The organism is Amycolatopsis sp. CA-230715 (genome assembly GCF_018736145.1).
GTDB lineage: Bacteria > Actinomycetota > Actinomycetes > Mycobacteriales > Pseudonocardiaceae > Amycolatopsis.
This window is the reverse complement of the sequence record NZ_CP059997.1, coordinates 5,656,718-5,680,529: the sequence shown is the minus strand read 5'-3', so window position 1 is coordinate 5,680,529 and position 23,812 is coordinate 5,656,718. Positions and strand designations below refer to the sequence as shown.

Genomic DNA, 23,812 nt, shown 5'->3' with positions numbered 1-23,812 from the left:
GACGAGCAGACGACGGGGGTGGCCCAGCTGCACGGTGAGGCACTCGACCAGAAGAGCAGGCGCCCTGCGCTCGTAGAGCTGTCGGACGCCTGGCTCGTCGGCAGGGCCCGCGAGCTCATCGCCGCCATCCAGCGAACCGATCACGACGAGCAGCTCGACATCGTCCGCACGCTCGACGAACTGCTGGAGGAGGCGCAGCGGCGCGGCGAGCCGACCATGGTCGCCACCCTGCTGCGGGCCGCCGCGCTGGCGAGGCTCGTCACCCGCGGGCTCGCCGGTGAAGCGGAGCCCCTGCTCGACGAAATGCTCGCGCACACCCGCAGGCACGGGCTCGCGCTGCACCGAGCGGACGCGCACGCGATGCGGGGGCGCAGGCTCGTGCTCGCCGAGCAGGAGGACGCCGCGCTCACCGAGATCGCCCGCGCGCTGGCGATCCTCGACGACTCCGACACCCCGGACCTGCAACTCGGCAAGCGCGCGTGGGCGAAGATGCAGGCCACCTCGCTGATCGACTGCTGGCTCGTGCTCAACCAGCTCGGCGTCTACGAGGCGGCCGAAGAGGTCATCGCGCGCGCCCACCAGGCCATCCGCGAAAGCGCGGGGCCGCACGAAATCACCCTGCAGCTGATGAACCGCGTGAAGATGCTGCTGGGCTGGGGCCTGCGGCTCGAACGCGTCGACCGGCACGACCAGGCCGCCGAGAAGTTCCGCACCGCGGCTTCGATGGCGGTCGCCGTCGAAGCCCCGTTCGCCGAATCGCTGTTCCCGCGCCGCATCGGTGTCGCCGCGGTCGACCAGGTCGGCGTGCTCGCGGCCGCGCTCGCCTTCGCCGAACCGGACGAGGCGCACATCGAGCGCCTGCAACACCTCGCGGCCGAACCCGGTTACCCGCACGAGCAGGTCATCGTCGTGATCGCGCTCGCCCGCTGCCTGGAAAAGGTCGGCCGCCGCGACGAATCGCTGCTCGCGCTCGACCGGATCCGCAAGACCCTCGCCGAGGACAACTCGCAGCCGTCGATGCGGCTCAACCTCGCCCGCGAGATCGCGCGGCTCGAATACGACGGCACCACGGGCGCGGCGAGATCGCTGCTCGAATACGCGTCGTCGCTGGAAACCGAGCTGTGGTCGATGCGCGAATCGCAGATCGCCACGCTCAACACGCGCCGCGAACACGAGCGGCTGTCGGCCGAACACGGCGCGATCACCCAACAGGCGCTGCAGGACCCGCTCACCGGCCTGCCCAACCGCCGCGCGCTCGACGAGCACCTGCGCACGCTGTCCTCGTCCGCGACCGCGCAGCCCCTCGCCGTCGCGCTCGTCGACCTCGACGGCTTCAAGGACGTCAACGACCAGCACTCGCACGCCGAAGGCGACGACGTGCTGCGCGTCGTCGCGAGCACGCTGCGCGACGCGCTGCGTGGCGACGACATCGTCGCCCGGTACGGCGGTGACGAGTTCATCGTGCTGCTGCCCGGCGCCCCGGTGTCCGCGGCGAAGCAGGCGCTCGGCCGCTCGGTCAGCGCCGTCGCGTCGCTGCCGCACCACCTTTCGCACGGCGTCACGCTGTCGGTCGGGCTCGTCTCGCTGCGCCCGCAGGAACGCGCCGACCAGGTGCTCGCCCGCGCCGACGCGGCCATGTACCAGGCGAAACGGGGCGGCGGAAACCAGGTGTCCTCCGGCGCCGCCGGCGGCGGCGAAGCGGCTCCGGAATGGCTCGAAGACGACCCTGCGTCGGGCGGCGAAGAGCCAACGTAGGATCGTGGCCCGGTAGCCGCACACCAGGCGAACAACGCCTGAACTATTGGTAGGAGCGTCGTGACCGGCCCGCTCAGCACGCTGATCCTCGCCGCGGGTGAAGGCACCCGCATGCGTTCACGCACCCCGAAAGTGCTGCACCCGATCGCGGGGAGGCCACTCGTCGAGCACGCGGTGCGCGCCGCGGCCGGGCTCGACCCCGACCACCTGACCGTCGTCGTCGGGCACCGCCGCGAGGCCGTCGGAGAACACCTCGACCTGGTCGGCAAGGCGCTCGGCAGGCAGGTCACCACCGCCGTGCAGGAACAGCAGAACGGCACGGGCCACGCCGTTTCGTGCGCGCTCGCCACCCTTCCGCAGGACCTCACCGGGACCGTCGTGGTCAGCTACGGCGACGTGCCGCTGCTCGACACCCCGACGCTCGCCTCGCTGCTGGCCGAGCACACCGGCTCCGGCAACGCCGTCACCGTGCTCACCGCCGTGGTCGCCGAGCCGACCGGGTACGGCCGCATCCTCCGCGACGCGGACGGCGCGGTGACCGGCATCGTCGAGCAGAAGGACGGCACCCCGGAGCAGCTCGAGATCACCGAGATCAACTCCGGTGTCTACGCCTTCGACGCCGCCGTGCTCACCGACGGCCTGTCCCGGCTGTCCACCGACAACGCCCAGGGCGAGCTGTACCTCACCGACGTGCTCGGCATCGCCCGCGGCGACGGCGGCAAGGTCGGCGCGCTCGTCGTCGACGACCCGTGGCTCACCGAGGGCGTCAACGACCGCGTCCAGCTCTCCGTGCTCGGCGCCGAGCTGAACCGGCGCATCGTGCGCGACTGGCAGCGCGCGGGCGTCACCGTCGTCGATCCGGCCACCACCTGGATCGACGCGAGCGTCACCCTCGCCCAAGACGTCGTGCTGAAGCCGGGTGTCCAGTTGCACGGCGAAACCAGCGTCGGGGAAGGCAGCGCGATCGGCCCCGACAGCACGCTGACCGACGTCCGGATCGGCTCCGGCGCCACCGTGATCCGCACCCACGGCTCCGGGGTGGTGCTCGGCGACAACGTCACCGTCGGCCCGTTCGCCTACCTGCGGCCCGGCACGCGCCTGGCGGAGAAGGGCAAGATCGGCACCTTCGTCGAAACCAAGAACGCCGATATCGGCAAGGGCACCAAGGTGCCGCACCTGACCTACGTCGGGGACGCCACCATCGGCGAGCACAGCAACATCGGCGCGTCGAGCGTGTTCGTCAACTACGACGGCGTCGCCAAGCACCACACCACCATCGGCTCCCACGTCCGCATGGGCTCGGACAACATGTACGTCGCCCCGGTGACGGTCGGCGACGGTGCCGCGAGCGGTGCCGGCGCCGTGATCAGGCGGGACGTTCCGCCGGGGGCGCTCGCGGTGTCCGGAGGCCCGCAGCGCAACATCGAAGGCTGGGTGGCCCGGCGCCGGTCGGGCACCCCTGCGGCAGAGGCCGCCGAGAAGGCACTCGCCGAACAGCAGGAAACCGAAGAAAACGACGGGGAGTCGCCATCATGAGTCCGAAGTCCGGCACGCCGAAGAAGAACTTGATGCTCTTCTCCGGCCGCGCACACCGGGAGCTCGCCGAAGAGGTGGCGCAGCACCTGAACGTGACGATCACCCCGCAGACCGCGCACACCTTCGCCAACGGCGAGATCTTCGTGCGGTTCGAGGAGTCCGTCCGCGGCACCGACGCGTTCGTGATCCAGAGCCACACCACCCCGATCAACGAGTGGGTGATGGAGCAGCTGATCATGGTCGACGCGCTCAAGCGCGCCAGTGCCAAGCGGATCACGGTGGTGATCCCGTTCTACCCGTACGCGCGGCAGGACAAGAAGCACAAGGGCCGCGAGCCGATCTCGGCGCGGCTCATCGCGGACCTGTTCAAGACCGCGGGCGCGGACCGGATCATGACCGTCGACCTGCACACCGCGCAGATCCAGGGCTTCTTCGACGGCCCCGTCGACCACCTCTTCGCCCAAAGCCTGCTCGCGCAGTACGTCAAGAAGACCTACGCCGACGCCGACATCACGGTCGTTTCGCCGGACTCCGGCCGGGTGCGGCTGGCGGAGAAGTGGGCGCAGCAGCTCGGCGACCGGCCGATCGCGTTCATCCACAAGACCCGCGACCCCGACAAGCCGAACCAGGCCGTCGCCAACCGCGTGGTCGGCAAGGTCGAGGGCAAGCTGTGCGTGCTGATCGACGACATGATCGACACCGGCGGCACGATCGTGAAGGCCACCGACGCGCTGCTCGAAGAGGGCGCGTCGGACGTCGTCATCGCGACCACGCACGGCATCCTGTCCGACCCGGCCACCGAACGGCTTTCCGGCTGCAAGGCGCGCGAAGTGATCGTCACCAACTCGCTGCCGATCCCCGAGGAGAAGCGGTTCGACCGGCTGACCGTGCTCTCGATCGCCCCGATGCTCGCCGAAGCGATCCAGCAGGTGTTCGAGGACGGCTCCGTGACGAGCCTGTTCGACGGCAACGCCTGAGCTTTCCGTCCCGCCGGGGCCCGTCGCTTTTCCAGCGGCGGGCCCCGCGGTCATTTCCGGCGCGTGCGGTAGGCCTGTTGGCGGCAGGCGGGTGAGCAGTACTTCCGGCGCCTCCCTCGTTTCCCCCGTGCGATCGGGCCCGCGCACATGGCGCAGGTTTCCGGTTTTTCGTCATCGGAGGCGTGGTTTTCGTCACGCCCCTTTCCCGCGGCGCGGGCGGCGGCGACCAGATCGACATCGGCGACGCTGCCGCGCGGAGTGCGCGCGGACAGTTCGCCCGCGAGGAAGCGGCACTGCGCCATGTCGTCGTCGTGGCAGCTCAACAGGTGGCGGAGGTAGTCCCTCGCGGCTTCGAGCTGCTCGATCCGCTGCCCCATCGACTCGATCTGGTCGCCGACCGCGCGCTGCCAGGTGCCGTGCGGCGCCTTGCCCGAGGTGACCACGGCGGCTTGGTCCAACGGCATTTTCCCGACCACGCAACACAAGTAGGCGACGCCGATGCGGCGCAGGTCGGCGTCGGTGTAGACCCGCTTGCCGCCGTCGCGGGCCGGTGGATCGAGCACGCCCTGGCTTTCCCACCACCGCACCGTGGACGGCGCGAGGCCGTACAGCGCCGCCGCCTGCCCGATGTGGACCGCACGATCGTTCACGATTCCCCGTTGACATCAAGCCGACTTGAGCTGCCAGTGTTTAGGCAAGGCTAGCCTAAAGAACAGACCGGCAACAGGAGGACTTGATCCCGGTGGTAGTCGAATACGTGCGCACCGTCGTCATCGGTGCGGGTCAGCAGGGGTGCGGGGTGGCCGCGGCCCTGCAGGACGTCGGCCAGGACTCGGTCGTCGTGGAACAGGGGGAAATCGGCCAGGCCTGGATGCACGAGCGGTGGGACAGCCTGCGCGTGGGCAGCGGCAACCGCTCGGTCCGGTTCCCCGGCTGGGAGTACCCCGGCGACGACCTGGACGGCTGCATGTCGGGACCGGAACTGGCCCGGCACCTTCGCGACTACGTGGCGGCGCGCGAACTTCGCGTGCGGGAGCACACGACCGTGCGGGAAGTCGAGTGCCCCCAAGGAAACGACGTGCGCTTCCGCACCCGTCTGTCCACAGGGGACGTTCTCGAGTCCCGCAACCTGGTCGCCGCGATCGGCGGCTACGCGAAGCCGCGGACACCGGCGCTCGCGTCCGATGTGGACCCGTCCGTCACCCAGCTGCATTCGTGGCGCTACCGGAATCCGGAGTCACTGCCCGACGGCGGCGTCCTCGTGGTGGGCGCGGGCATCAGCGGTCAGCAGATCGCGGACGAACTCGCCGACGCCGGTCGCGCGGTGTTCCTGTCGGTCGGCCGCCATCGCGCGTGGCCGAGCGACTACCGCGGCCGCCGGATCACCGAATGGATGCGCATTCTCTCGCTGTACGAGGACTTCGTCAGCACGCCAGCCGACACCGGGAACGGCGAGCCGATCCTTCCCGGCCTGCCGGTGACCGCCACCCAGGACAAGCGCGAAGACCTCAACCTCGGCACGCTCGCCGCGAAGGGGGTCGTCCTCGTCGGCTCCGCGCGCGCCGCGCGGCACGGCGTTCTTCTGTTGGAGGACAACGTCGTCGCGGTCGCCGAAATGGCGGCCCGCTCGTACCGGCAGGCGCTCGACAAGATCGACACCGGCATCCGCCAGCGTGGTTTCGTCGTGCCGGAACAGCATCTCGCGCCCGGCGTCGACATGACGCGCGTTTCCGCTTTCGGCACCGAACTCGACCTGGCCCGCCACGGCATCACCACGATCGTCTGGTGCACCGGTTTCGGGCCGGACTACCGGATCCTGCCCGGCCACGTGCTCGACGACCGCGGCGCGCCGATCCAGGAAAGGGGCATCTTCGGGGCGATTCCCGGCCTCTACTACGCCGGCCTCCCCGACGGTGACTCGCAGGCCCCCGTGGCGATCGGCGCCAACGTCGAAAACGGCAGGGTCATCGCGAGCCACGTCTACGCCGACCACGTCCTGCGCTCCACCCCGTCGGAGTCACTGGTCGCGCCGTAGGTGGTTTCGTCGGTCCCCGTCAGTAGGCGACGGTGAACCGCTGACGACGGTGCGCGGGCTTCTCGATCTCGTCAACGAAGGCGATCGCGTAGTCCGCGCCGCCGATCCGCGAACGCCCTTCGGCGTCGGTCACCAGGATGTCGCCGCCGAGCCGGTACTGGCCGGTGCGCTCCCCCTCGGTCCACGCGCCGAACTCGGCGGCGGGGCTGACGTAGAACCAGTCGACGTCTTCCGGCTGCGCGCGCAGGGCGTCGAGCACCTCGGCGTGGTTACCCGCTTCCGGCTTGTACTCGTCGGGGAAATCGGGGCCGTCGATCACCCTCGGCCCGCCCTCGCTGACGAGCAGGCTGCCCGCGCCGCCGACAACACCGATCCGCACGCCGCTGTCCTTCGCGACGGCGGCCAGCGCGGGTACCGCGTCGAGCAGGCGCTTGCCGTCGATCGGGCGGCCGGGGATCGCCACGACCAGCACGTCGGCGCCCTTCGCGACGTCGGCGACGAACGACTCGTCGTGCAGCGAACCCTGCTTCGGCGTCACGCCGGCGCGCTCGGCCAGCCCGTCGACCGACCGCGCCACCGCGACGATCTCGTGGCCCCGGCGCAGCGCCTCCTCCGTGATGTGGCCCCCGGCGTATCCCGTCGCGCCGAACAGCACCAGCTTTGCCATTTCCGCTCCCTGTGGGTCTCGGCTTCGATATGCGATCGACGGTAACGACTGGATACCGAGTACTTCAACGTGCTATAGGTACCGTGTGGTTACCAACGAGGTCAGCGCGATCCCGGACCCGGACGTGCTCAATCCGGACTGCCCGACGAGGCTCGTCCTCGACCGCATCGGGGACCGGTGGACGGTGCTGGTGGTGCTCCTGCTGCGGGACGGCCCGGTCCGCTTCACCGCACTGCGCACCGCGCTGGGCGGCGTCGCACCCAAAGTGCTCACGCAGACGCTGAAGGCGATGGCGCGCGACGGGCTGGTCACCCGGACCGTCTACGCCGAAGTGCCGCCGAAAGTCACCTACGAGCTGACCGAGCTCGGGCATTCGCTGCGCGCGCCGATCGAAGCCGTGGCCACCTGGGCGGAGTCGAACGTCTCCGCGATCATGGCCGCGCGCGAGGCCGCGTCAGCCGGTTGAGGGCGTCCACCTCACGCTGGCCACACACCCTTGGGCACCCCGCCTGGTGGAGCGCCGATCGCGCTGCTTACACTGTTCGGGTTGTCTCGGCGAGGCTGGGCGCACCGCCACCCACGGAGCGCCCGACGTGATCGACGCGGCGGCTTGAGTAGCCACGCTTCCAAGTCATGCCGTGGAATTCGCCGCCGACGACACCGAGAACACAGACACCAGAACGCATTGACCGTCCCCGCTAGACCGAGCAGTTTCCACCGACTACTCGGAATTAAGGAGTGCACCACCGTGTCCGAGGTACGCCTGTCCGTCGAGCCCCGCACCGAATTCGGCAAGGGCGCCGCGCGTCGCACTCGTCGCGCCGGCAAGATCCCCGCGGTGCTGTACGGGCACGGCTCGGACCCCCGCCACCTGTCCCTGCCCGCGATCGAGTTCGCCCGCGTCGTGCGTGAGAACGGCCGCAACGCCGTGCTCACCCTCGACGTCGAGAACGACACCGAGCTCGCGCTCACCAAGACCATCGTGGTGCACCCGCTCAAGAACTACATCGAGCACGTCGACCTCCTCGTGGTCAAGCGCGGCGAGAAGGTCACCGTGGACGTGCCGGTCGTGCTGACCGGCGACGCCGCCCCCGGCACCCTGGTCAACCAGGACCTCGACGCCCTCCAGGTCGAGGTCGACGCGCTGAACATCCCGGAGCAGGTCGAGGTCTCCATCGAGGGCGTCGAGGCGGGCACCCACATCCTCGCCTCGCAGGTCACCCTGCCCGCGGGCGCGACGCTGCTCACCGACGGCGAGTACCTGGTCGTCGCCGTCAACGAGGCGCCGAGCGAGGCCTCCATGGAGAGCGACGTCGACACCGAAGGCGCGGGCGTGGTCGAGGACCAGCCCGAGGCTTCCGCCGAGTAATTCACTCGAGTGAGCGAGGACCTTCCCGGGGCCGGCGAGCAGATCCTGCTCGCCGGCCTCGGCAATCCCGGGCCCCGCTACGCGGGCAACCGGCACAACATCGGGTTCTTGGTGCTCGACGAGCTCGCCGCCAGGGTCGGCGGCAAGTTCAAGGCCCACAAGAGTGGCGCCGAAGTACTCGAAGGACGACTCGCGAACCGCCGCGTGGTGCTGACGAAACCGCGGTCCTTCATGAACCTTTCCGGCGGCCCCGTTTCGGGCACCGCCAAGTTCTTCAAGATCGCCCCCGACGGGATCGTGGTCGTGCACGACGAGCTCGACCTGCCCTTCGGCGCGCTCAAGCTCAAGCTCGGCGGCGGCGACAACGGGCACAACGGGCTCCGTTCGATCACCAAATCGCTCGGCACCAAGGACTACTACCGGGTGCGCTTCGGCGTCGACCGCCCGCCCGGCCGCATGGACCCCGCGGACTACGTGCTCAAGGACTTCTCCACGGTCGAGCGCAAGGAGCTCGCCCTCGAAATCGACCGGTGCGCCGACGCCGTCGAAGCGCTGATCGGCACCGGGCTCGCCGCGGCCCAGAACGCCTTCCACGCGGGCTAACCCGCGCTGACCTCGGCGGTTGACCGAGTGCACTCGTCGTGCCGCCACTCTCACCCAATGGCGTTTTTCCACGCCCCTATTCGAGTCGCAACCCTTCCCGGATCCGGTGGTGCCCGTTAAGACGGAGTGTGCAAGCCGCATTACCGTCTGCTGAATCTGGAGAAGCTTTCATGTCGCTGACCGCCGACGATGTCACGAACGTCGAATTCGGTACCTCCCCGATCGGGAAGCGCGGCTACGCCAAGCACGAGGTCGACGAATTCCTGGCCAGGATCGAAAACACGCTCAACGGCGAGGACGACCTGACCGCGGCCGAAGTGCACCACGTGATGTTCGCCAAGCCGCTCATCGGCAAGCGCGGTTACGACGAACGCGAGGTCGACGAATTCCTGGACGAGGTGGAAGAAGAGCTGATCAGCCGTTCCGGACTCAGCCCGCAGCCCTTGCCGGGCGCGCGCTCGGAAACCGAAGCCACCCTCGAACGCGCCGAGCCGGTGCAGACCGCCCGCGTCGAGCACTTCCAGGAGAACTGACCATGGCGGTGACCGCGGACGAGGTCTACGACATCCAGTTCGACCAAGCCGCCCTCGGTACCCGCGGCTACCACGAACCGGCCGTGGACAGGTTCCTCACCCGCGTCGCCGCCACCCTGGAAGGACGGGACGACGTGACCGCGGCCGAGGCGCACGCGGTCACGTTCCCCGGCCCGCTACTGCGCAAACGCGGCTACGACCGCGCTTCCGTCGACGCCTTCCTGCGCCGGGTGGAAAGCACGCTGGCCGCCTACGAGCCCTCCGGCGCGTTCTACATCGCGCCCGCGCTCGAACACACCCATGCCCGGCGACCCCTGTGGCGCCGAGTCGTCTCCTGACCAGTTCGGGGGCAGGAGACCCTTACGTGACGCCCCGAAGCGGGCGCCAAGAAAGAATCGGGCGCCCCGTGCCCCGATGCCCCGACAGTCACGGTGATGTCAGGTGCTCGGCAACGGAGGCCCTCCGTTAGTCCCCGAAGGCCACCTTCGGGGAATCTAGCGCCACTTTCTCGACCCTCGCTCACCTGCGGGCGGTACCGCGCATGCCCCGAAGGTGACCTTCGGAGCGCCTAGCGCCACTTTCCTCACTCTCGTGGCGGGCGAGCCCCGGTTTGTCGGTGCCCCGAAAGTGACGTTCGGGGCACTGGATTCCCTGAAGGTCATTTTCGGGGCACCCGAACGCCCGCTGCGGGCCCGCGAGGGAGGCGGGAGCGCGGTGCGAGGGCCGAGTTCGCGGCGTCTAGCGCCCCGAAGGCCACCTTCGGGGACAGCCGCAGCCCGGCCCTCGCACTCGCGAGGGCCGGGAAAGTGGCGCTAGATTCCCTGTTCAGTATCAGCTGTTTTGACACAGTTTGTGTATCGCAGCATGTGACACACCCGGGTCGGGTGATGTTGCATGATCTGCCGCCTGACCGGCGTTGTGGTGAGGGCCATGACGCGGAATGGGACGATCATGCGATTCGTGGACGCGATGCTGACGGCTGAAGTGCCGGTTGAGAACGTGTCGGCGTGGTGCCGGGAGCATGGTGTCGATAGGCGGACGTTCTATCGGCACCGTGCCCGGATCCAGGCCGAGGGGCAGTGGCGGCGGCGGTCGACCCGGCCCAAGACCGTGCGGCATGCTACGGCGGAGCCGGTCGTGGCTGTCGTGCTGCGGCTGCGGAAGGAGCTGAAACCGGACAACGGGGCGGACCCGATCCGCGATCGGCTTCTGGAGTTGGCCGCCGAGCGGGACTGGGCCGGACGGGGCTGGCCTGTCCCGTCGCGGGCCACGATCAACCGGATCCTGTCCCGGCACGGGCTGGCCGAGTCCAACCCCCGTAAGCGGCCCCGGTCCTCCTACCGTCGGTTCAGCTATGCCCGGCCGCGGGACTGCTACCAGATCGACGCCACCGAGGTCATCCTCGCCGGCGGGGCCACGGTGGTGGTGTTCGAGGTCCTCGACGACTGCACGCGCATGCTGGTGGCCAATCACGCCGCCGAGGCCGAAACCTCCCGTGCCGCGATCACCGCGATCACCGCGGCCATCACCGACCATGGTGCGCCCGCGATCGTGTTGTCCGACAACGGATCCGCGTTCACCTCACGCGGCCGCCACCCCAACGCCGGGCCATCGGCGTTCGCCCGCACCGTCACCGGCCACGGCTGCAGGCTGATCCATTCCAGCCCCTACCACCCGCAGACCTGCGGCAAGGTCGAACGCCACCACCAGACCTTCAAACGCTGGCTGGATCACCAACCCATCCAACCCGCGACCCTGACCGAACTCCGCACCCTGCTCGAGGTCTACCGCGAGCACTACAACCACCGCCGCCACAGCGCCCTTGGCCGGCAAACCCCCACCCATGCCTGGACCACCAGCGACAGCCACGGCGGACCCCAGCACCTGCCCGTCCAGGACGACGCCACCGTGCACCGCCTCAAAGTCAGCACCACCGGCACGGTCAACCTCGGCAAACACGCCCGGCTACGGATCGGCACCGCCCACGCCGGACACACCATCACCATCATCCGTGACAGCGACCGGGCCACCGCCTACACCAGCGACGGCGACCCGATCGGCCACATCCACCTCGACCACACCAAGACCTACCAAGGCCAACTCACCCCAGCCGCCTAACCTGTGTCACAACAACCGAGACAAACCTGCGGCAGAACTACCGAGACACGACATGGCGCTAGATTCCCCGAAGGTGGCCTTCGGGGACCAACGACGGGGCCCCGGCACCCCGAAAGTTACGTTGTGGCGTTCGGAGAGGGCCCCTCAGGCGTTCGCGTTGATTTGGGCGGCGTACTGGGCAGCGGTGGCGGCGCGTTTTACCTTGCCCGAAGGGGTTTTCGGCAGGCTCCCCGCCGGGAGCACGACGATCGAGTACGGGCGCATGTCCACCGCGTCGCGCACGCGGGCGGCGATTTCCTTCGCCAGCGCGCGTTCCGTCGCCTCGTCACCGGCCAGTTTGGACTCGACGACGACGGCGAACCGTTCGCGCCGGGTACCCGCGTCCAGCCGCACGGCGACAGCGTTGCCCGCGCGTACGCCGTCGACACTGCCCGCGGCGCGTTCGATGTCGGTCGGGTAGATGTTGCGGCCGCCCATGATGATGACGTCCTTGCGGCGCCCGCAGATCACCAGCTGACCGTCCACTGTGTACCCGAGATCGCCGGTGGCCAGCCAGCCGTCTTCGTCCTGTGTGGACACTGGGCCGTCGACGGTGAGGTATCCGGGAGTGACCGCTTCACCGCGCAGGCGGATCTCGCCGACCTCGCGCTCGCCGAGCCGCTTGCCCTCGTCGTCGACGATCTCGGCTTCGAGCCCGTCGAGCGGCCTGCCGAGCATCGCGAACGAGCGCACGGATTCGGTGCCACGGCGGGAATCCCCCTCGGGAACGGGCACCGCCCGGTTGTCCGCTTCCAGCGCTTCGGTCTCGATGACGTCCAGGGTCAGGCCGGTGAACAGCGGCGCGAACGACACGGCGAGGGTCGCTTCGGCCATCCCGTACGCGGGGAACACGCACTCCGGCGGCATCCCGAACCGGGCGCCCGCGTCGGTGAACGTCCGCACCGCGGTCTCGTCGATCGGCTCCGCGCCGTTCAACGCGATGCGCAATTTCGACAAGTCGTACAACGGTTTTCCGGGGTCACTGTCCACACGCGCCATGCGCTTGCCGACGATCGCGTAGGCGAAGTTCGGCGCCGCGGTGGTCGTGCCACCGTACTTGCTGATCAGCTCCGGCCAGATCAGCGGCCCGGTGAGGAACTCGACCGGGGTGATCTTCACCAGCTCGACGCCGAAGGTCATCGGCACGGTCAGGAACCCGACCATGCCCATGTCGTGGAAGGTCGGCAGCCACGACACCATCACGTCGGTTTCGAACACGAACTCCGCGCGCTCGACCATCGCCTTCACGTTGGTGTACAGGTTGCCGTAGGTGATCTTGACAGCCTTGGGCTCCGCGGTGGACCCGCTGGTGAGCTGCAGCAGCGCGAGCGCGTCCTCGTCGGTGTGCACCGGCTCGGCGAGCGGTTCGCCGTCGAGGTCGCCGATCATGCGGAAGTTGATGCCGTGCTCGGTGAGCACCGGCGCCAGCTGGTCGAACGGCTCGCCGAGCAGCACCAGCTCGGAGCCGATCATGCGCAGCACGCGCACCGTGTCCTCGGCCCATTCGGCGAGATCGGTGCGCGGCGTCGGCTGGTGCAGCATCGTGACGCTGCCCGCGGCCAGCCAGACGGCCTGCACGGTCGGCGCGATCAGCACCGGCGCGCCCGCGAGCACGGCCACCGCGCCGCCCGGCTTCAGGCCGCCTTCGACCAGTGCCCCCGCGACCCGGCGGGCCTGCTCGTGAATCTCGCCCCAGGTCCGGCGAACCGGCTCCTTCGGCTCCCCGGTGACCATGCCCCGCTGCGGGCCTTCCGCCGTCGCGGTGGCGACCAGCGTGTCCACAAACCTGCTCATGCGTCGTACCTTATCCAGACGAGCGCCCGAAGACGCGACAAAACGACAGCGCCGATCACTCGGCCGCTTCGGAGGTCTCCAGCCACTTCTCCTCGACCTCGTCCTTCTCGGCGAGGACCGCCTTCAGTTCGGTGTTCAGCTCGATGAGCCGGTCCGGATCGGTCGCGGCCGCGGCGAGCGCCTCGTGCAGCTTGGTTTCCTTCGCGTGCAGCTGGTCGAGCTTGCGCTCCAGCCGCGCGAGGTCCTTGCTGGCCGCGCGCCGGTCGGCGGCGCTGCTCGCGGGCTTCGTGGCCTGCTGCTTCGGCGCGGCCTGCCTGGCCGCGGCGTCTCGGCGGCGCGTGAGGTACTCCTCGATGCCGCCGGGCAGGTGCGTGATCCGGCCGTCGCCGAACAGCGCGACCACGGTGTCGCAGACGCGTTCGGTGAGGTATCGGTCGTGCGAGACCACGACCATCGTTCCCGGCCAGGAGTCGAGCAGGTCTTCGAGCTGCTGCAGGGTGTCGATGTCCAGGTCGTTCGTCGGCTCGTCGAGCAGCAGCACGTTCGGCTCCGCCATCAGGATGCGCGTGAGCTGCAAGCGCCGCCGCTCACCACCCGAGAGATCTTCGACGGGCGTCCACTGGCGCGCGGCCGGGAAGCCCAGCTTTTCCGCGAGCTGCGACGCGGACAGCTCCTGCTTGCCGAGCACCACCCTGCCCGCGACGTCCTCGACCGCTTGCAGGAGGCGCAGTTCGCCCGGCAAATCCTCGAGTTCCTGGGTGAGGTGTCCTAATCGGACGGTCTTGCCCTCGATCCGCTTGCCCGTACTGGGTTCCCGCTCACCGGCGAGGAGCTTGAGCAGCGTGGTCTTACCGGATCCGTTGACGCCGACGAGCCCGATCCGGTCGCCAGGCCCGATCCGCCACGTCACGTGGTCGAGCAGATCGCGTTCGCCCGCCTTCAGCGTCGCGTCTTCGATTTCCAGCACGGTCTTCCCGAGCCGCCTGCGCGCGAACGCGGCCAGCTCGACGGAATCCCGCGGCGGCGGCACGTCCGCGATCAGCGCTTCGGCCGCTTCGACGCGGTAGCGCGGTTTCGACGTCCGCGCCTTCGCGCCGCGCTGGAGCCACGCGAGTTCCTTGCGCGCCAGGTTCTGCCGCTTCTCCTCCGCGCTCGCCGCGAGCCTCGCCCGCTCCGCGCGGCCGAAAACCCAGTCCGCGTAACCACCTTCGTACTGTTCGACGCGCCCGCCGACGACCTCCCACGTCCGCCCGCAGACGGTGTCGAGGAACCAGCGGTCGTGCGTCACGACGACGAGCGCGGTACGCCTGGCGAGCAGGTGGTCGGCGAGCCAGCGCACCCCTTCGACGTCGAGGTGGTTGGTCGGCTCGTCGAGCACCACGAGATCGAGTTCGCCGACGAGCGCGGCCGCCAGCGAAACCCGGCGACGCTCCCCTCCGGACAGATTCGCGGTCGGAGAATCCAGGCCCAGCCCCAAAAGACCGAGTCCCTCCACAATGGACCGCACGCGGGCGTCGGCCGCCCACTCGTGCTCGGCGCCGTATTCGGACAGCGCGGCCTCGCGCACCGTTTCGCCCTTGAGCTCGGTCCGCTGCGTCACCACCGCGACGCGCAGGCCGTTGATCCGGCTCACCCGGCCGGAATCCGGCGGCTCGATCCCGGACAGCACTTCCAGCAGCGTCGTCTTCCCGCCCCCGTTGAGGCCGACGACGCCGATCCGCTCGCCCTCGCCGACCCCGAGCGAGACGGCGTCCAGCAGCGGCCGCACCCCGTAGGACTTGCTCACGGCTTCGAGATTGATCAGGTTCACCATCGAACTGCGACGCCTTTCACGCGTGTACTTGCGGCGGCGTCGACCGCGGCAGGTCGTCCCCGCCGACGAGCCTGGCGCCGGGCACCGGGCCGTGCGCGACCCGCACGGTGCGGCACACCCCCGCGCCCGCCAGCTCCGCGGCCACCTCGAGCGCGGACTGCGCGTCGGCGCACAGGAAGGCACAGGTCGGGCCGGAGCCGGAGATCGTCCCGGCCAGCGCACCCGCGTTGACCCCGGCGCGCAGCGTGCGGCGCAGACCGGGCCGCAACGAGACCGCGGCCGACTGGAGATCGTTGCCGAGCAACAGGGCGAGCTGCCGGGGATCGCCGGAGGCCAGCGCCTCGACGACCGGCGCGTGCGAGCCCACGCGCGGCGGATCGCCCTCGGCGCGCAGGCGGTCCAGCTCGCCGAAGACCCGCGGCGTGGACAGGCCGCGCTGGTCGAACGCGAGCACCCAGTGGAAGGTGTGGCGGGACAGCACCGGCACCAGCCGCTCCCCGCGCCCGGTGCCCAGCGCCGTTCCGCCGTAGAGCGCGAAAGGCACGTCGCTGCCGAGCTTCGCGGCGATTTCGGCGAGGTCGTCGCGGCCGATGTCGAGCTTCCACAGCGACGCGAGGCCGACCAGTGTCGCGGCGGCGTCGGCGCTGCCGCCCGCCATCCCGCCCGCGACCGGGATCCCCTTGCGGAGCACGACCCGCACCTTCGGCTCGCCGCGGTCCTTGCCCGCGTAGGCGGCCAGCGCCTGCACGGCGCGCCAGGCCAGGTTGTTCGCGCCCGTCGGGACGGAACCCTCGCCCTCGCCGTATACCTCGATGCCGGGGTCCTCCGCCGCCGCCACCGTCACCTCGTCGGTGAGGGAAAGCGCGTGGAAAACCGTGATCAGCTCGTGGAAGCCGTCCTTGCGCAGATCACCGACCGAAAGATGCAGGTTGATCTTCGACGGCACCCTGACGGTGACTGGTGGGGGAACAACGGCGAGCACGGTCCCAGCGTACTGGGCAGCACGGGGTGAGGACCGTTACCACCACGGGAGCGGGTGGTAACGGTCCCGAATCACACTCAGGCCGCGACGCCCTGCGGGCCGCGCGCGGTGTGCGTGACGTGGCCGCCGCGCTCGCTGATCCACGCCACCGCCGCGTCCGTCTGCGCACCGCGCAGGCCGAGCCGGAAGCGCGCGACCGGAGTGTCCCCGACGCGGGTGAGGCCGCCGCCGATGGTCGCCAGCTCGACACCGAACCTCGCGGCCGCCTCCGGCAGCAGCGCGCCGACGGCGGCGAACCCGACCAGCACGATGTCCACCGAGCGGTCGTACTTGGCGACCTGCGCGGGCGTGGTCTCGATCGCGGGCAGCAGCGAGCGCGCGGTGCGGCTCGACGGGTCGGCGAGCAGTGTCAGGATCGAGCCGCTTTCGGTGATGCTGCCGTCCTCCAGCACGCCGATCTCGTCGCACACGCGGCGGACGACCGACGAGTCCGGCGTGGTGACCAGCACGGTCGCGCCGAGCTCGGCACGCGCGCGGTCCAGCACGGTCAGCACGGCACCGGTCTCCTCCGGGGCGACGCCCGCCGTCGGGTCGTCGGCGAGCAGCACCGCGGGGCTCGCGGCGAGCGCGCGCGCCACCGCGACGCGGCGCTGCTGGCCCGCGGTCAGTTCGCTGGGGCGCTGCGCGGCGCGCTGGGTGAGGCCGACCAGGTCGAGCAGCTTGCCGACCCGGCTCTTGCGCTGCGGCCCGTCGAGGCCGAGCAGTTCGAGCGGCGCCGCGACGTTCCCGGCGACGGTCCGCTCGGCGTGCAGTTCCTGGCGGGCGCCGACCACGCCGACCTGGCGGCGCACCTCGCGCAGCCGCTTGCCGTCGAGGGAGGCCGTGTTGAGCCCGTCGAGGCGCACCACGCCGCGGTCGGGCCGCTCCTGCAGCGCGATGCACCTGGCGAGGGTGGACTTACCGGATCCGGGCGCCCCGACGACGCCGTAAAGCGCGCCGGCGCTGATCTCGACGTTGACGTCGCGCAGCGCCAGAACGGGCGACCCGGTGTTGCCGGGGAAGGATTTGCTGACGTTTTCTACAGTGATCACGAGTGCTCCATGGCGTGGCGCGGCACCCCTGGTAAGGGCGCGCGGACCGGCACCGCACGACCGTCCATTTCGGACAGCGCGGCGCTAGGGAAAGGCGGAAATCCAGACGCGTCAGGCGGGTTTCACAGGGAGCTTCGACACGCACTGACCGTGCGGCGGCCCTCATCGACTACGCGGCGCCGGGTGAGCATTCGCGAGCGGTACACAGCGGGTTCCTCCATCGGTCCTGGCTGTAGCACCTGCCCCGCGGGGGTGGTTGCTGCGACTTCGGCGAGCCAGGTCTCTCAGTCGCTCGGGATGGCCCTATGAGTAGACCCGATCAGGTGGGTCCGAGGCAAGTTTCTTAGCCCAGATCACACGGACGGTCGTGTCGTTCCACATGCCCCGAAGGTGGCTTTCGGGGCATCCAGGTCCCCGAAAGCCACCTTCGGGGCACACGAGAACCCCGCTTCAGGAGCGGGCGGCGGCGATGCGGGCGAAGTCGTCGACGGTGAGCTGTTCACCGCGCGTGCGCGGGTCGACGCCCGCCGCGACCAGGATTTCACCCGCGCGCTCGGCGGAACCGGCCCACGACGCGAGCGCGGCGCGAAGGGTCTTCCTGCGCTGCGCGAACGCCGCGTCGACCACAGCGAAGAGCCGGTCACGGTCCACAGTGGACGGATAGGCGCCCGCGCGGTCGAAGGCGACCAGCGCGGAATCCACGTTGGGCACCGGCCAGAACACCGCGCGCGGCACCGGCGCGACCTTTCGCGCGGCGCCGTAGAAGGCCAGCTTCACGCTCGGCACGCCGTAGGTGCGGCTGCCGGGGCCCGCCGCCATCCGGTCGGCGACCTCGGTCTGCACCATCACCAGCCCGCGCCGCAGCGACGGCAGTTCCGCGAGCAGGTGCAGCACCACGGGCACGGCCACGTTGTAGGGCAGGTTCGCCACGAGCGCGGTCGGTTCGTGCGGCAGGTCCGCGGCGCGCACCCGCAGGGCGTCCGCGGTGAGCACGCTGAACCGGTCAGCGGACGAGGCCGCGTGCTCGGAAACCGTCGACGGAAGCCGCCCGGCCAGCACCGGATCGATTTCGACGGCGACCACACGAGCGCCGGAATCCAGTAATCCGAGCGTGAGCGAGCCGAGCCCCGGGCCCACTTCGAGCACCACGTCGTCCGCGCCGACACCGGCGAGTTCGACGATCCGGCGCACGGTGTTCGGGTCGTGCACGAAGTTCTGCCCGAGCTTCTTCGTCGGCCGCACGTCCAGCTCGGCAGCCAGCCGCCGGATCTCGGCAGGCCCGAGCAGGTGAGTCACGGCGAGAGCTTATAAAAAACCGGGGGCGGCCCGCTCGGCCGCCCCCGGTTGAAGCGGGGAACTACTTGACGCCGCAGTTCGGCCAAGCGCCGTAACCGCCGCGCGCGTCGCGGACCTTGGAGGCGACCGCGATCTGCTGGGCCTTGCTGGCCTGGTGGGGAAGCGGGGCGTACTCGGTGCCGCCGTAGGCCTTCCAGGTGCCCGCGTCGAACTGCAGGCCGCCGTAGTAGCCGTTGCCGGTGTTGATGGACCAGTTGCCGTGCGACTCGCACATGGCGATGCGGTCCCACTTGTCGCCGTCGCTGATCGCGGGCTCCGGCGCGGCCTTGGTGCCGACCTTGATGATCTTCGGCTTGGCCTCGGTGACGACCTGCGTGGACATCTCCTCGCGGCCGGTCTCGGCGCCGTTCTTCTGGGTGACCCGGTAGGTGACGATCTTCTTGCCCGGCGTGCCCGGGTCCTGGACGGTCGTCTTGCCCTTTTCCAGCGTCGGGTCGTCGACCTTCTGCACGGGCGGGTCGATGGTTTCCTCGGCGTTGATCACGGAGACGCCGGTGCGGCTGAGGTGCACCTCGGCGCCGTCGGTCAGTTTGAAGCCGAGCCCGCCCTCCGCGGCGTCCTCCGGGCCGAGCGTGAGCTTCAGCTCGCCGAGGAACTCCTTGGTGGTGACCGCCGTGGTGGTCAGCTTCTTCGGCGCGTTGCCGCCGTCGAAGAGGGTGATGTTCTTGAGGGTCTTCACCTCGACGGTCGCGCCGTCGAGCGGCAGCGAAGCGTCCTGGCCCATGGAGAACCAGGTGCCGGGCTTCGTGAGGTTGTTCAGGCCGAGCTGGCCGAGCGCCTCGCCGAGGTTGGTCGCGCGGACCCAGGATTCCTTGGGCGCGCCGTCGACCACGAGGGTGAGCTTGCGGCCGCGCTCGAGGCGGATGACGCCGCCGTCGCCGACCGCGGCCTGCGGGGACGGCGAAAGCGAGTCGTGCGTGCCGACCGACAGGCCCGCGTCCTTCAGCACCTCGCCGACGGTGTCGCCGAAGCTGTGGACGGTCTGCTGCTGGCCGTCGACGTCGACGGTGACGCTCTTGTTCATCGCCAGCGCCGCGGCGCCGCCACCGGTGATGGTGATGAGCATGGCGAGCACGGCGCCCTTGAGGAAGCGCTTCTTCCAGGTCTTCGTCGCCGAGACGAGCGGGTCCTCGGCGGGCTCCTCGCGCTCCAGCGCCGCTTCCTTGCCGACGCGGTCGGCGGCGGCCTCGTCGGGGATGACGATCGGCGGCAGCAGCGTGGTCTCGGCGTTGATCAGCCGGATCAGCTCGTCGACGTCGACATCGGCCTCGGCCATCATGTCGCCGGCGTCGGGGCCGAGCGCGGCGAAGACGTCCTGCCGGGTGACGTGCAGGTCGTCGGAGAAGCCAGCGTCCTCGTCGGGCCGCTCCAGCGTGCCTACGCCACCACCAACGAAGGTGTCTTCCATGGCGTCGCGACGCGCTTCAGCCCGCCTACGGATACCAGTCACAGGGTCGATCCCTTTCACATCAGGCCCGGGACGATCTGTCCGGTGCCTTCACGTGTGGCGCGCGTGCGCGCGCCCTGTTCCCGACTCCCGCAGTCAGCGCCATCCCTCGTGGCGACCGGGCGAAAACTCCCGGCACCACTTCCCCGACGTGCACTGACGTGACTGTGGGCGTCCCGGCCGCGGCTCACTGCGGAACCAACGTCCGGCACGATCACGGGACAGTAACGAAGACCCGGGGGTTGCGCAAACACCCCCCGGAATGTCGTGACCTTAGTCACTCCACCGAGTGGTCGATTGCCCTTCCACGAATGTCGCAACGCGTTCAACCCCATGTCACTGTGGGCAGTCGAAACACCCGCTCGGCGGTTTCCCGAACGGCGTCCGCGACCATTTCCACCGGCTCTTCTCGCAGGTCAGCAAGGTTGCGCACGGTGTAGGCGGTGCAGTAGGGCTCGTTGGGCGCGCCGCGGAACGGATGCGGGGTCAGGAACGGTGCGTCCGTCTCGACGAGGAACTGACCGCGCGGCGCAAACCTCGCGGATTCCCGCAGTGTGGAAGCGTTCTTGAAAGTCACGGTCCCGGCGAACGAGAGCACGTACCCGGCGTCGACGCAGCGGCGAGCCATCGCGAGGTCGCCCGAGAAGCAGTGGAACACCACGTCGTCCGGCGCGCCCTCCTCTTCGAGGATCCTGAGCACGTCCTCGTGCGCGTCGCGGTCGTGGATCATCAGCGGCTTGCCGATGCGCTTCGCGAGATCGATGTGCCACCTGAACGCGTCCTGCTGCGCATCCGGCGGCGAGTAGTCCCAGTAGTAGTCGAGGCCGGTCTCGCCTACCGCGACCACCCGATCCGCCCGCGCCAGGCGCTCCACTTCGGACCGCTGCGCGTCGTCGAAATCCTTGGTGCGCGTGGGATGCACGGCCACCGCGGCGAACACCCGCGAGTCCCAAGTGGACGCTTCGACGACCCATTTCGCGGACTCGATGTCGTCCGCGACGGTGACCACGCGGGTCACTCCCGCCGATTCCGCGCGGTCGAGGAGCACGGCGACGTCGGCAGCGGTTTCCGCACCGCAGGCGTCGAGATGGGTGTGCGAGTCGACCACCGGCACCGGAAGGATTTCCGGCACCGGCGGCCGCTCACGTTTTTTAGCGCTCATGGGTGTTCTCCCTGCCCTCGTTCCTCGGTACGGGAGAACACCCATGAGGCACGAGCGCACTGTGTCTATCGGAGCGGTTCCTCCCTGCGGTCGTCACCGCTCAATTGGCGCCCATTCGGGCCCGGTCTCGCCGAGACCGGGGTCGAGCTTCGAGAACAGCGGGGTCGGCTTCGCCAGCGGACGCCCGACTTCGAGCGGCTGGGACGCCCAGGTGGCCTGCTCGGACGCGTAGTCACCGGTCAGGATCGGGTTGATCCGGCCGGGGATGTCGAGGTCCTCGACCTCTTTCAGCTCCGGCTGCGCGGCCCACACCCCGGTGCCGCCGAGCGCCTCGTGCACCTTCTGAGCCGAATGCGGCAGGAACGGCGTCAGCAGGGTGTTCGCGTCCGAGACGACCTGCAGCGCGGTGTGGAGCACGGTGTCGCGGCGCTCGGGATCGTCCTTGAGCTTCCACGGCTCCTGGTCCGAGATGTACCGGTTCGCCGCCGTGACGACCCGCATGGCCTCGCCGATGCCCTGCTTGAACCGCGACCGCGCCAGGTGCGCGCCGACGGTGTCGAACGCCTTGGCCGACAGCGCCTTCAGGTCCTGGTCGGCCTGCGTGAGCGTGTTCGGCTTCGGCACGCCGCCGTTGTTCTTGTGCGCCATCGAGATCGACCGGTTGACCAGGTTGCCCCACTCGTTGGCGAGCTCGAAGTTGGTCCGCCGGACGAACTCCTCCCAGGTGAAGTCGGTGTCCTGGGTCTCGGGGCCCGCCGCCGCGATGAAGTAGCGCAGCGTGTCGGGCCCGAACTCGCGCAGGAAGTCGTGCACGTAGATGACCGTGCCGCGCGAGGTGGAGAACTTCGACCCGCTCATGGTGAGGAACTCGCTCGACACGATCTCGTCCGGCAGGTGCAGGCGCCCGTACTCGCCGGGCTCGCCGCCGCGATCGCCCTCGCCGTTGTGCCCGAACAGCAGCGCGGGCCAGATCTGCGCGTGGAAGGTGATGTTGTCCTTGCCCATGAAGTTGTAGGCGCGGGCGTCGGGGTTGTTCCACCACTCCTGCCACGCGTCCGGGTTCCCGGAGCGGCGCGCCCACTCGACGCTCGCCGAGAAGTACCCGATCACCGCGTCGAACCACACGTAGAACCGCTTCATCGGCTGGTCGCGCCAGCCGTCGAGGGGCACCTTCACGCCCCAGTCGATGTCGCGCGTGATCGGCCGCGGCCGCATGTCGTCGACGAGGTTCTTGGTGAAGTTCAGGACGTTCGGGCGCCAGTCGGTCTTGGTGGACAGCCAGTCGCCGAGCGTCTTGGTGAACGCGGGCAGGTCGAGGAAGTAGTGCTCGGTCTCGACGAACTTCGGCGTCTCGCCGTTGATCCTCGACTTCGGGTTGATCAGCTCCGCGGCGTCGAGCTGGTTGCCGCAGTTGTCGCACTGGTCCCCGCGCGCGCCGTCGTAGCCGCAGATCGGGCAGGTGCCCTCGACGTAGCGGTCCGGCAGGGTCCGCCCTGTCGACGGGCTGATCGCGCCGCGCGTGGTCTTGGGCACCACGTAGCCGTTGCGGTGCAGCGCGAGGAAGATCTGCTGGGTGACCTCGGCGTGGTTGCCGGTGGTGGTGCGGGTGAACAGGTCGTAGGTGAGGCCGAGGCCCTCGAGGTCGGTGCCGATCTGGCGGGTGTACTTGTCCGCGGTCTGCTGCGGGGTCAGCCCCTCCTTGTCCGCCTGGACGGTGATCGGGGTGCCGTGCTCGTCGGTGCCGGAGATCATGAGCACCCGGTTGCCGGCCATTCGCTGGTAGCGGGAGAAGACGTCGGACGGGACGCCGAATCCGGACACGTGACCGATGTGGCGGGGGCCGTTGGCGTACGGCCAGGCCACCGCTGTGAGAACGGGGGTGCTCATACCTGTTTAGCCTACGGATGGCGTCACGTGCGTTTTCTGCTGGGAGGTCCCATGTCGGCGACGAGGTTGCTGGTGCTCGGCGTAGTGCGCATGCACGGCAGCGCGCACGGCTACCAGGTGCGCCGCGAGCTGCTCACCTGGTCCGCCGACAAGTGGGCCAACGTCAAGCCCGGGTCGATCTACCACGCGCTGAAGAAGCTGGCGAAGGAAGGCCTGCTGGCCGAGGTCGCGGTCGAACCGGGTGACGCCGGGCCCGACCGGCTCGCCTACCGGCTGACCGACGACGGCGAAACCGAGTTCCAGGTGCTGCTCACGCGGGCCCTGTCCGACCCGCAGGATCCCGGTCCCGAGCTCGGCGCCGGGATGACGTTCCTGACCACGCTGCCGAGGCAGCGCGCGATCGACCTGCTGCGGCACCACCTCGTGCGCGCCGAGGCGGAGCTGCACAGCGCGACCCTGATCGGCGGCCGGCCCGACATCTCCCCGAAGCCGCCCCACGTGCGCGAGTTGTACGAGTTGTGGCGGCTGCACGCGGAGACCGGAGTGCGCTGGACCCGCGGGGTCATCGAACACCTCGAAGCGGGCGACTACGTGATGGCCGACGACGCGGACGACACCGTCTCCGCGTTCGGCACCCCACCCCAGTAA

At 69.7% G+C, this 23,812-nt stretch carries 21 protein-coding genes and 1 riboswitch; of the genes, 11 read left to right on the top strand and 10 right to left on the bottom strand.

Going from position 1 to position 23,812, the window contains the following annotated elements; all coding sequences use genetic code 11:
- Nucleotides 1-18: 18 nt before the first annotated feature.
- From HUW46_RS27285 to HUW46_RS27275, 3 genes are read left to right on the top strand one after another with little or no spacing between them, the layout of a single operon-like run.
- A complete protein-coding gene (locus HUW46_RS27285) occupies nucleotides 19-1,755 on the top strand; it encodes a GGDEF domain-containing protein (RefSeq protein WP_215541654.1) in 1,737 nt (578 codons plus the stop codon).
- A 60-nt stretch (nucleotides 1,756-1,815) separates the two neighbouring features.
- Nucleotides 1,816-3,291, top strand: a complete 1,476-nt coding sequence (gene glmU, locus HUW46_RS27280; protein ID WP_215541653.1) for a bifunctional UDP-N-acetylglucosamine diphosphorylase/glucosamine-1-phosphate N-acetyltransferase GlmU — start codon at nucleotides 1,816-1,818, stop codon at nucleotides 3,289-3,291.
- Entirely contained in the window at nucleotides 3,288-4,268 is a 981-nt protein-coding gene (locus HUW46_RS27275) for a ribose-phosphate diphosphokinase (protein ID WP_215541652.1), read from the top strand. Before glmU ends, HUW46_RS27275 begins: the two co-directional genes overlap by 4 nt.
- 50 nt (nucleotides 4,269-4,318) lie before the next feature.
- On the opposite strand, the gene HUW46_RS27270 is transcribed toward HUW46_RS27275, so the two are convergent.
- Nucleotides 4,319-4,918 (bottom strand): helix-turn-helix domain-containing protein, encoded by a 600-nt coding sequence (locus tag HUW46_RS27270; protein WP_215541651.1) that lies wholly within the window; start codon nucleotides 4,916-4,918, stop codon nucleotides 4,319-4,321.
- A 92-nt stretch (nucleotides 4,919-5,010) separates the two neighbouring features.
- Between HUW46_RS27270 and HUW46_RS27265 the strand changes: the two genes are divergently transcribed.
- Nucleotides 5,011-6,303: a flavin-containing monooxygenase gene (locus HUW46_RS27265; RefSeq protein WP_254126646.1), complete on the top strand. Its 1,293-nt coding sequence runs from the start codon at nucleotides 5,011-5,013 to the stop codon at nucleotides 6,301-6,303.
- Between the two features lie 19 nt (nucleotides 6,304-6,322).
- Here HUW46_RS27265 and HUW46_RS27260 read toward each other — a convergent pair whose 3' ends face one another.
- A complete protein-coding gene (locus tag HUW46_RS27260) occupies nucleotides 6,323-6,970 on the bottom strand; it encodes an NAD(P)-dependent oxidoreductase (RefSeq protein ID WP_215541649.1) in 648 nt (215 codons plus the stop codon).
- Between the two features lie 85 nt (nucleotides 6,971-7,055).
- Between HUW46_RS27260 and HUW46_RS27255 the strand changes: the two genes are divergently transcribed.
- The 6 genes from HUW46_RS27255 to HUW46_RS27230 all read left to right on the top strand — a co-directional run bounded on the left by HUW46_RS27255 (nucleotide 7,056) and on the right by HUW46_RS27230 (nucleotide 11,593).
- The gene (locus tag HUW46_RS27255; RefSeq protein ID WP_254124946.1) at nucleotides 7,056-7,436 is read left to right on the top strand and encodes a winged helix-turn-helix transcriptional regulator; all 381 of its coding nucleotides are present in this window, start codon (nucleotides 7,056-7,058) and stop codon (nucleotides 7,434-7,436) included.
- Between the two features lie 282 nt (nucleotides 7,437-7,718).
- The gene (locus HUW46_RS27250) at nucleotides 7,719-8,339 is read left to right on the top strand and encodes a 50S ribosomal protein L25/general stress protein Ctc (protein WP_215541648.1); all 621 of its coding nucleotides are present in this window, start codon (nucleotides 7,719-7,721) and stop codon (nucleotides 8,337-8,339) included.
- Between the two features lie 9 nt (nucleotides 8,340-8,348).
- Nucleotides 8,349-8,942 carry an aminoacyl-tRNA hydrolase gene (pth, locus tag HUW46_RS27245; RefSeq protein WP_215541647.1) on the top strand — a complete coding sequence of 198 codons (594 nt, stop codon included), beginning with the start codon at nucleotides 8,349-8,351 and terminating at the stop codon, nucleotides 8,940-8,942.
- Nucleotides 8,943-9,112: 170 nt separating this feature from the next.
- A complete protein-coding gene (locus tag HUW46_RS27240; protein ID WP_215541646.1) occupies nucleotides 9,113-9,475 on the top strand; it encodes a DivIVA domain-containing protein in 363 nt (120 codons plus the stop codon).
- 2 nt (nucleotides 9,476-9,477) lie between these two features.
- The gene (locus HUW46_RS27235; RefSeq protein ID WP_215541645.1) at nucleotides 9,478-9,813 is read left to right on the top strand and encodes a DivIVA domain-containing protein; all 336 of its coding nucleotides are present in this window, start codon (nucleotides 9,478-9,480) and stop codon (nucleotides 9,811-9,813) included.
- A 613-nt stretch (nucleotides 9,814-10,426) separates the two neighbouring features.
- Entirely contained in the window at nucleotides 10,427-11,593 is a 1,167-nt protein-coding gene (locus tag HUW46_RS27230; RefSeq protein WP_254124945.1) for a DDE-type integrase/transposase/recombinase, read from the top strand.
- Nucleotides 11,594-11,737: 144 nt separating this feature from the next.
- On the opposite strand, the gene HUW46_RS27225 is transcribed toward HUW46_RS27230, so the two are convergent.
- The 8 genes from HUW46_RS27225 to metG all read right to left on the bottom strand — a co-directional run bounded on the left by HUW46_RS27225 (nucleotide 11,738) and on the right by metG (nucleotide 23,164).
- A complete protein-coding gene (locus HUW46_RS27225) occupies nucleotides 11,738-13,426 on the bottom strand; it encodes a fatty acyl-AMP ligase (protein ID WP_215541643.1) in 1,689 nt (562 codons plus the stop codon).
- A gap of 55 nt (nucleotides 13,427-13,481) precedes the next feature.
- Complete coding sequence (locus HUW46_RS27220) at nucleotides 13,482-15,239, bottom strand: ABC-F family ATP-binding cassette domain-containing protein (protein ID WP_215541642.1); 1,758 nt, start codon at nucleotides 15,237-15,239, stop codon at nucleotides 13,482-13,484.
- A gap of 16 nt (nucleotides 15,240-15,255) precedes the next feature.
- Nucleotides 15,256-16,221, bottom strand: coding sequence for a 4-(cytidine 5'-diphospho)-2-C-methyl-D-erythritol kinase (locus HUW46_RS27215; protein WP_215541641.1), 966 nt, complete (start codon nucleotides 16,219-16,221; stop codon nucleotides 15,256-15,258).
- A gap of 77 nt (nucleotides 16,222-16,298) precedes the next feature.
- Nucleotides 16,299-17,312, bottom strand: a complete 1,014-nt coding sequence (locus tag HUW46_RS27210) for a methionine ABC transporter ATP-binding protein (RefSeq protein WP_215541640.1) — start codon at nucleotides 17,310-17,312, stop codon at nucleotides 16,299-16,301.
- Nucleotides 17,313-17,526: 214 nt separating this feature from the next.
- Nucleotides 17,527-17,616, bottom strand: a riboswitch (SAM riboswitch).
- 146 nt (nucleotides 17,617-17,762) lie between these two features.
- Nucleotides 17,763-18,608 (bottom strand): 16S rRNA (adenine(1518)-N(6)/adenine(1519)-N(6))-dimethyltransferase RsmA, encoded by an 846-nt coding sequence (gene rsmA, locus HUW46_RS27205; protein ID WP_215541639.1) that lies wholly within the window; start codon nucleotides 18,606-18,608, stop codon nucleotides 17,763-17,765.
- Between the two features lie 61 nt (nucleotides 18,609-18,669).
- Nucleotides 18,670-20,076: a resuscitation-promoting factor gene (locus tag HUW46_RS27200; protein ID WP_215541638.1), complete on the bottom strand. Its 1,407-nt coding sequence runs from the start codon at nucleotides 20,074-20,076 to the stop codon at nucleotides 18,670-18,672.
- 364 nt (nucleotides 20,077-20,440) lie between these two features.
- A complete protein-coding gene (locus HUW46_RS27195) occupies nucleotides 20,441-21,277 on the bottom strand; it encodes a TatD family hydrolase (RefSeq protein WP_215541637.1) in 837 nt (278 codons plus the stop codon).
- A gap of 93 nt (nucleotides 21,278-21,370) precedes the next feature.
- Nucleotides 21,371-23,164: a methionine--tRNA ligase gene (metG, locus tag HUW46_RS27190; protein ID WP_215541636.1), complete on the bottom strand. Its 1,794-nt coding sequence runs from the start codon at nucleotides 23,162-23,164 to the stop codon at nucleotides 21,371-21,373.
- Between the two features lie 51 nt (nucleotides 23,165-23,215).
- On the opposite strand from metG, the gene HUW46_RS27185 reads away from it, so the two are divergent.
- Nucleotides 23,216-23,812: a PadR family transcriptional regulator gene (locus HUW46_RS27185; RefSeq protein ID WP_215541635.1), complete on the top strand. Its 597-nt coding sequence runs from the start codon at nucleotides 23,216-23,218 to the stop codon at nucleotides 23,810-23,812.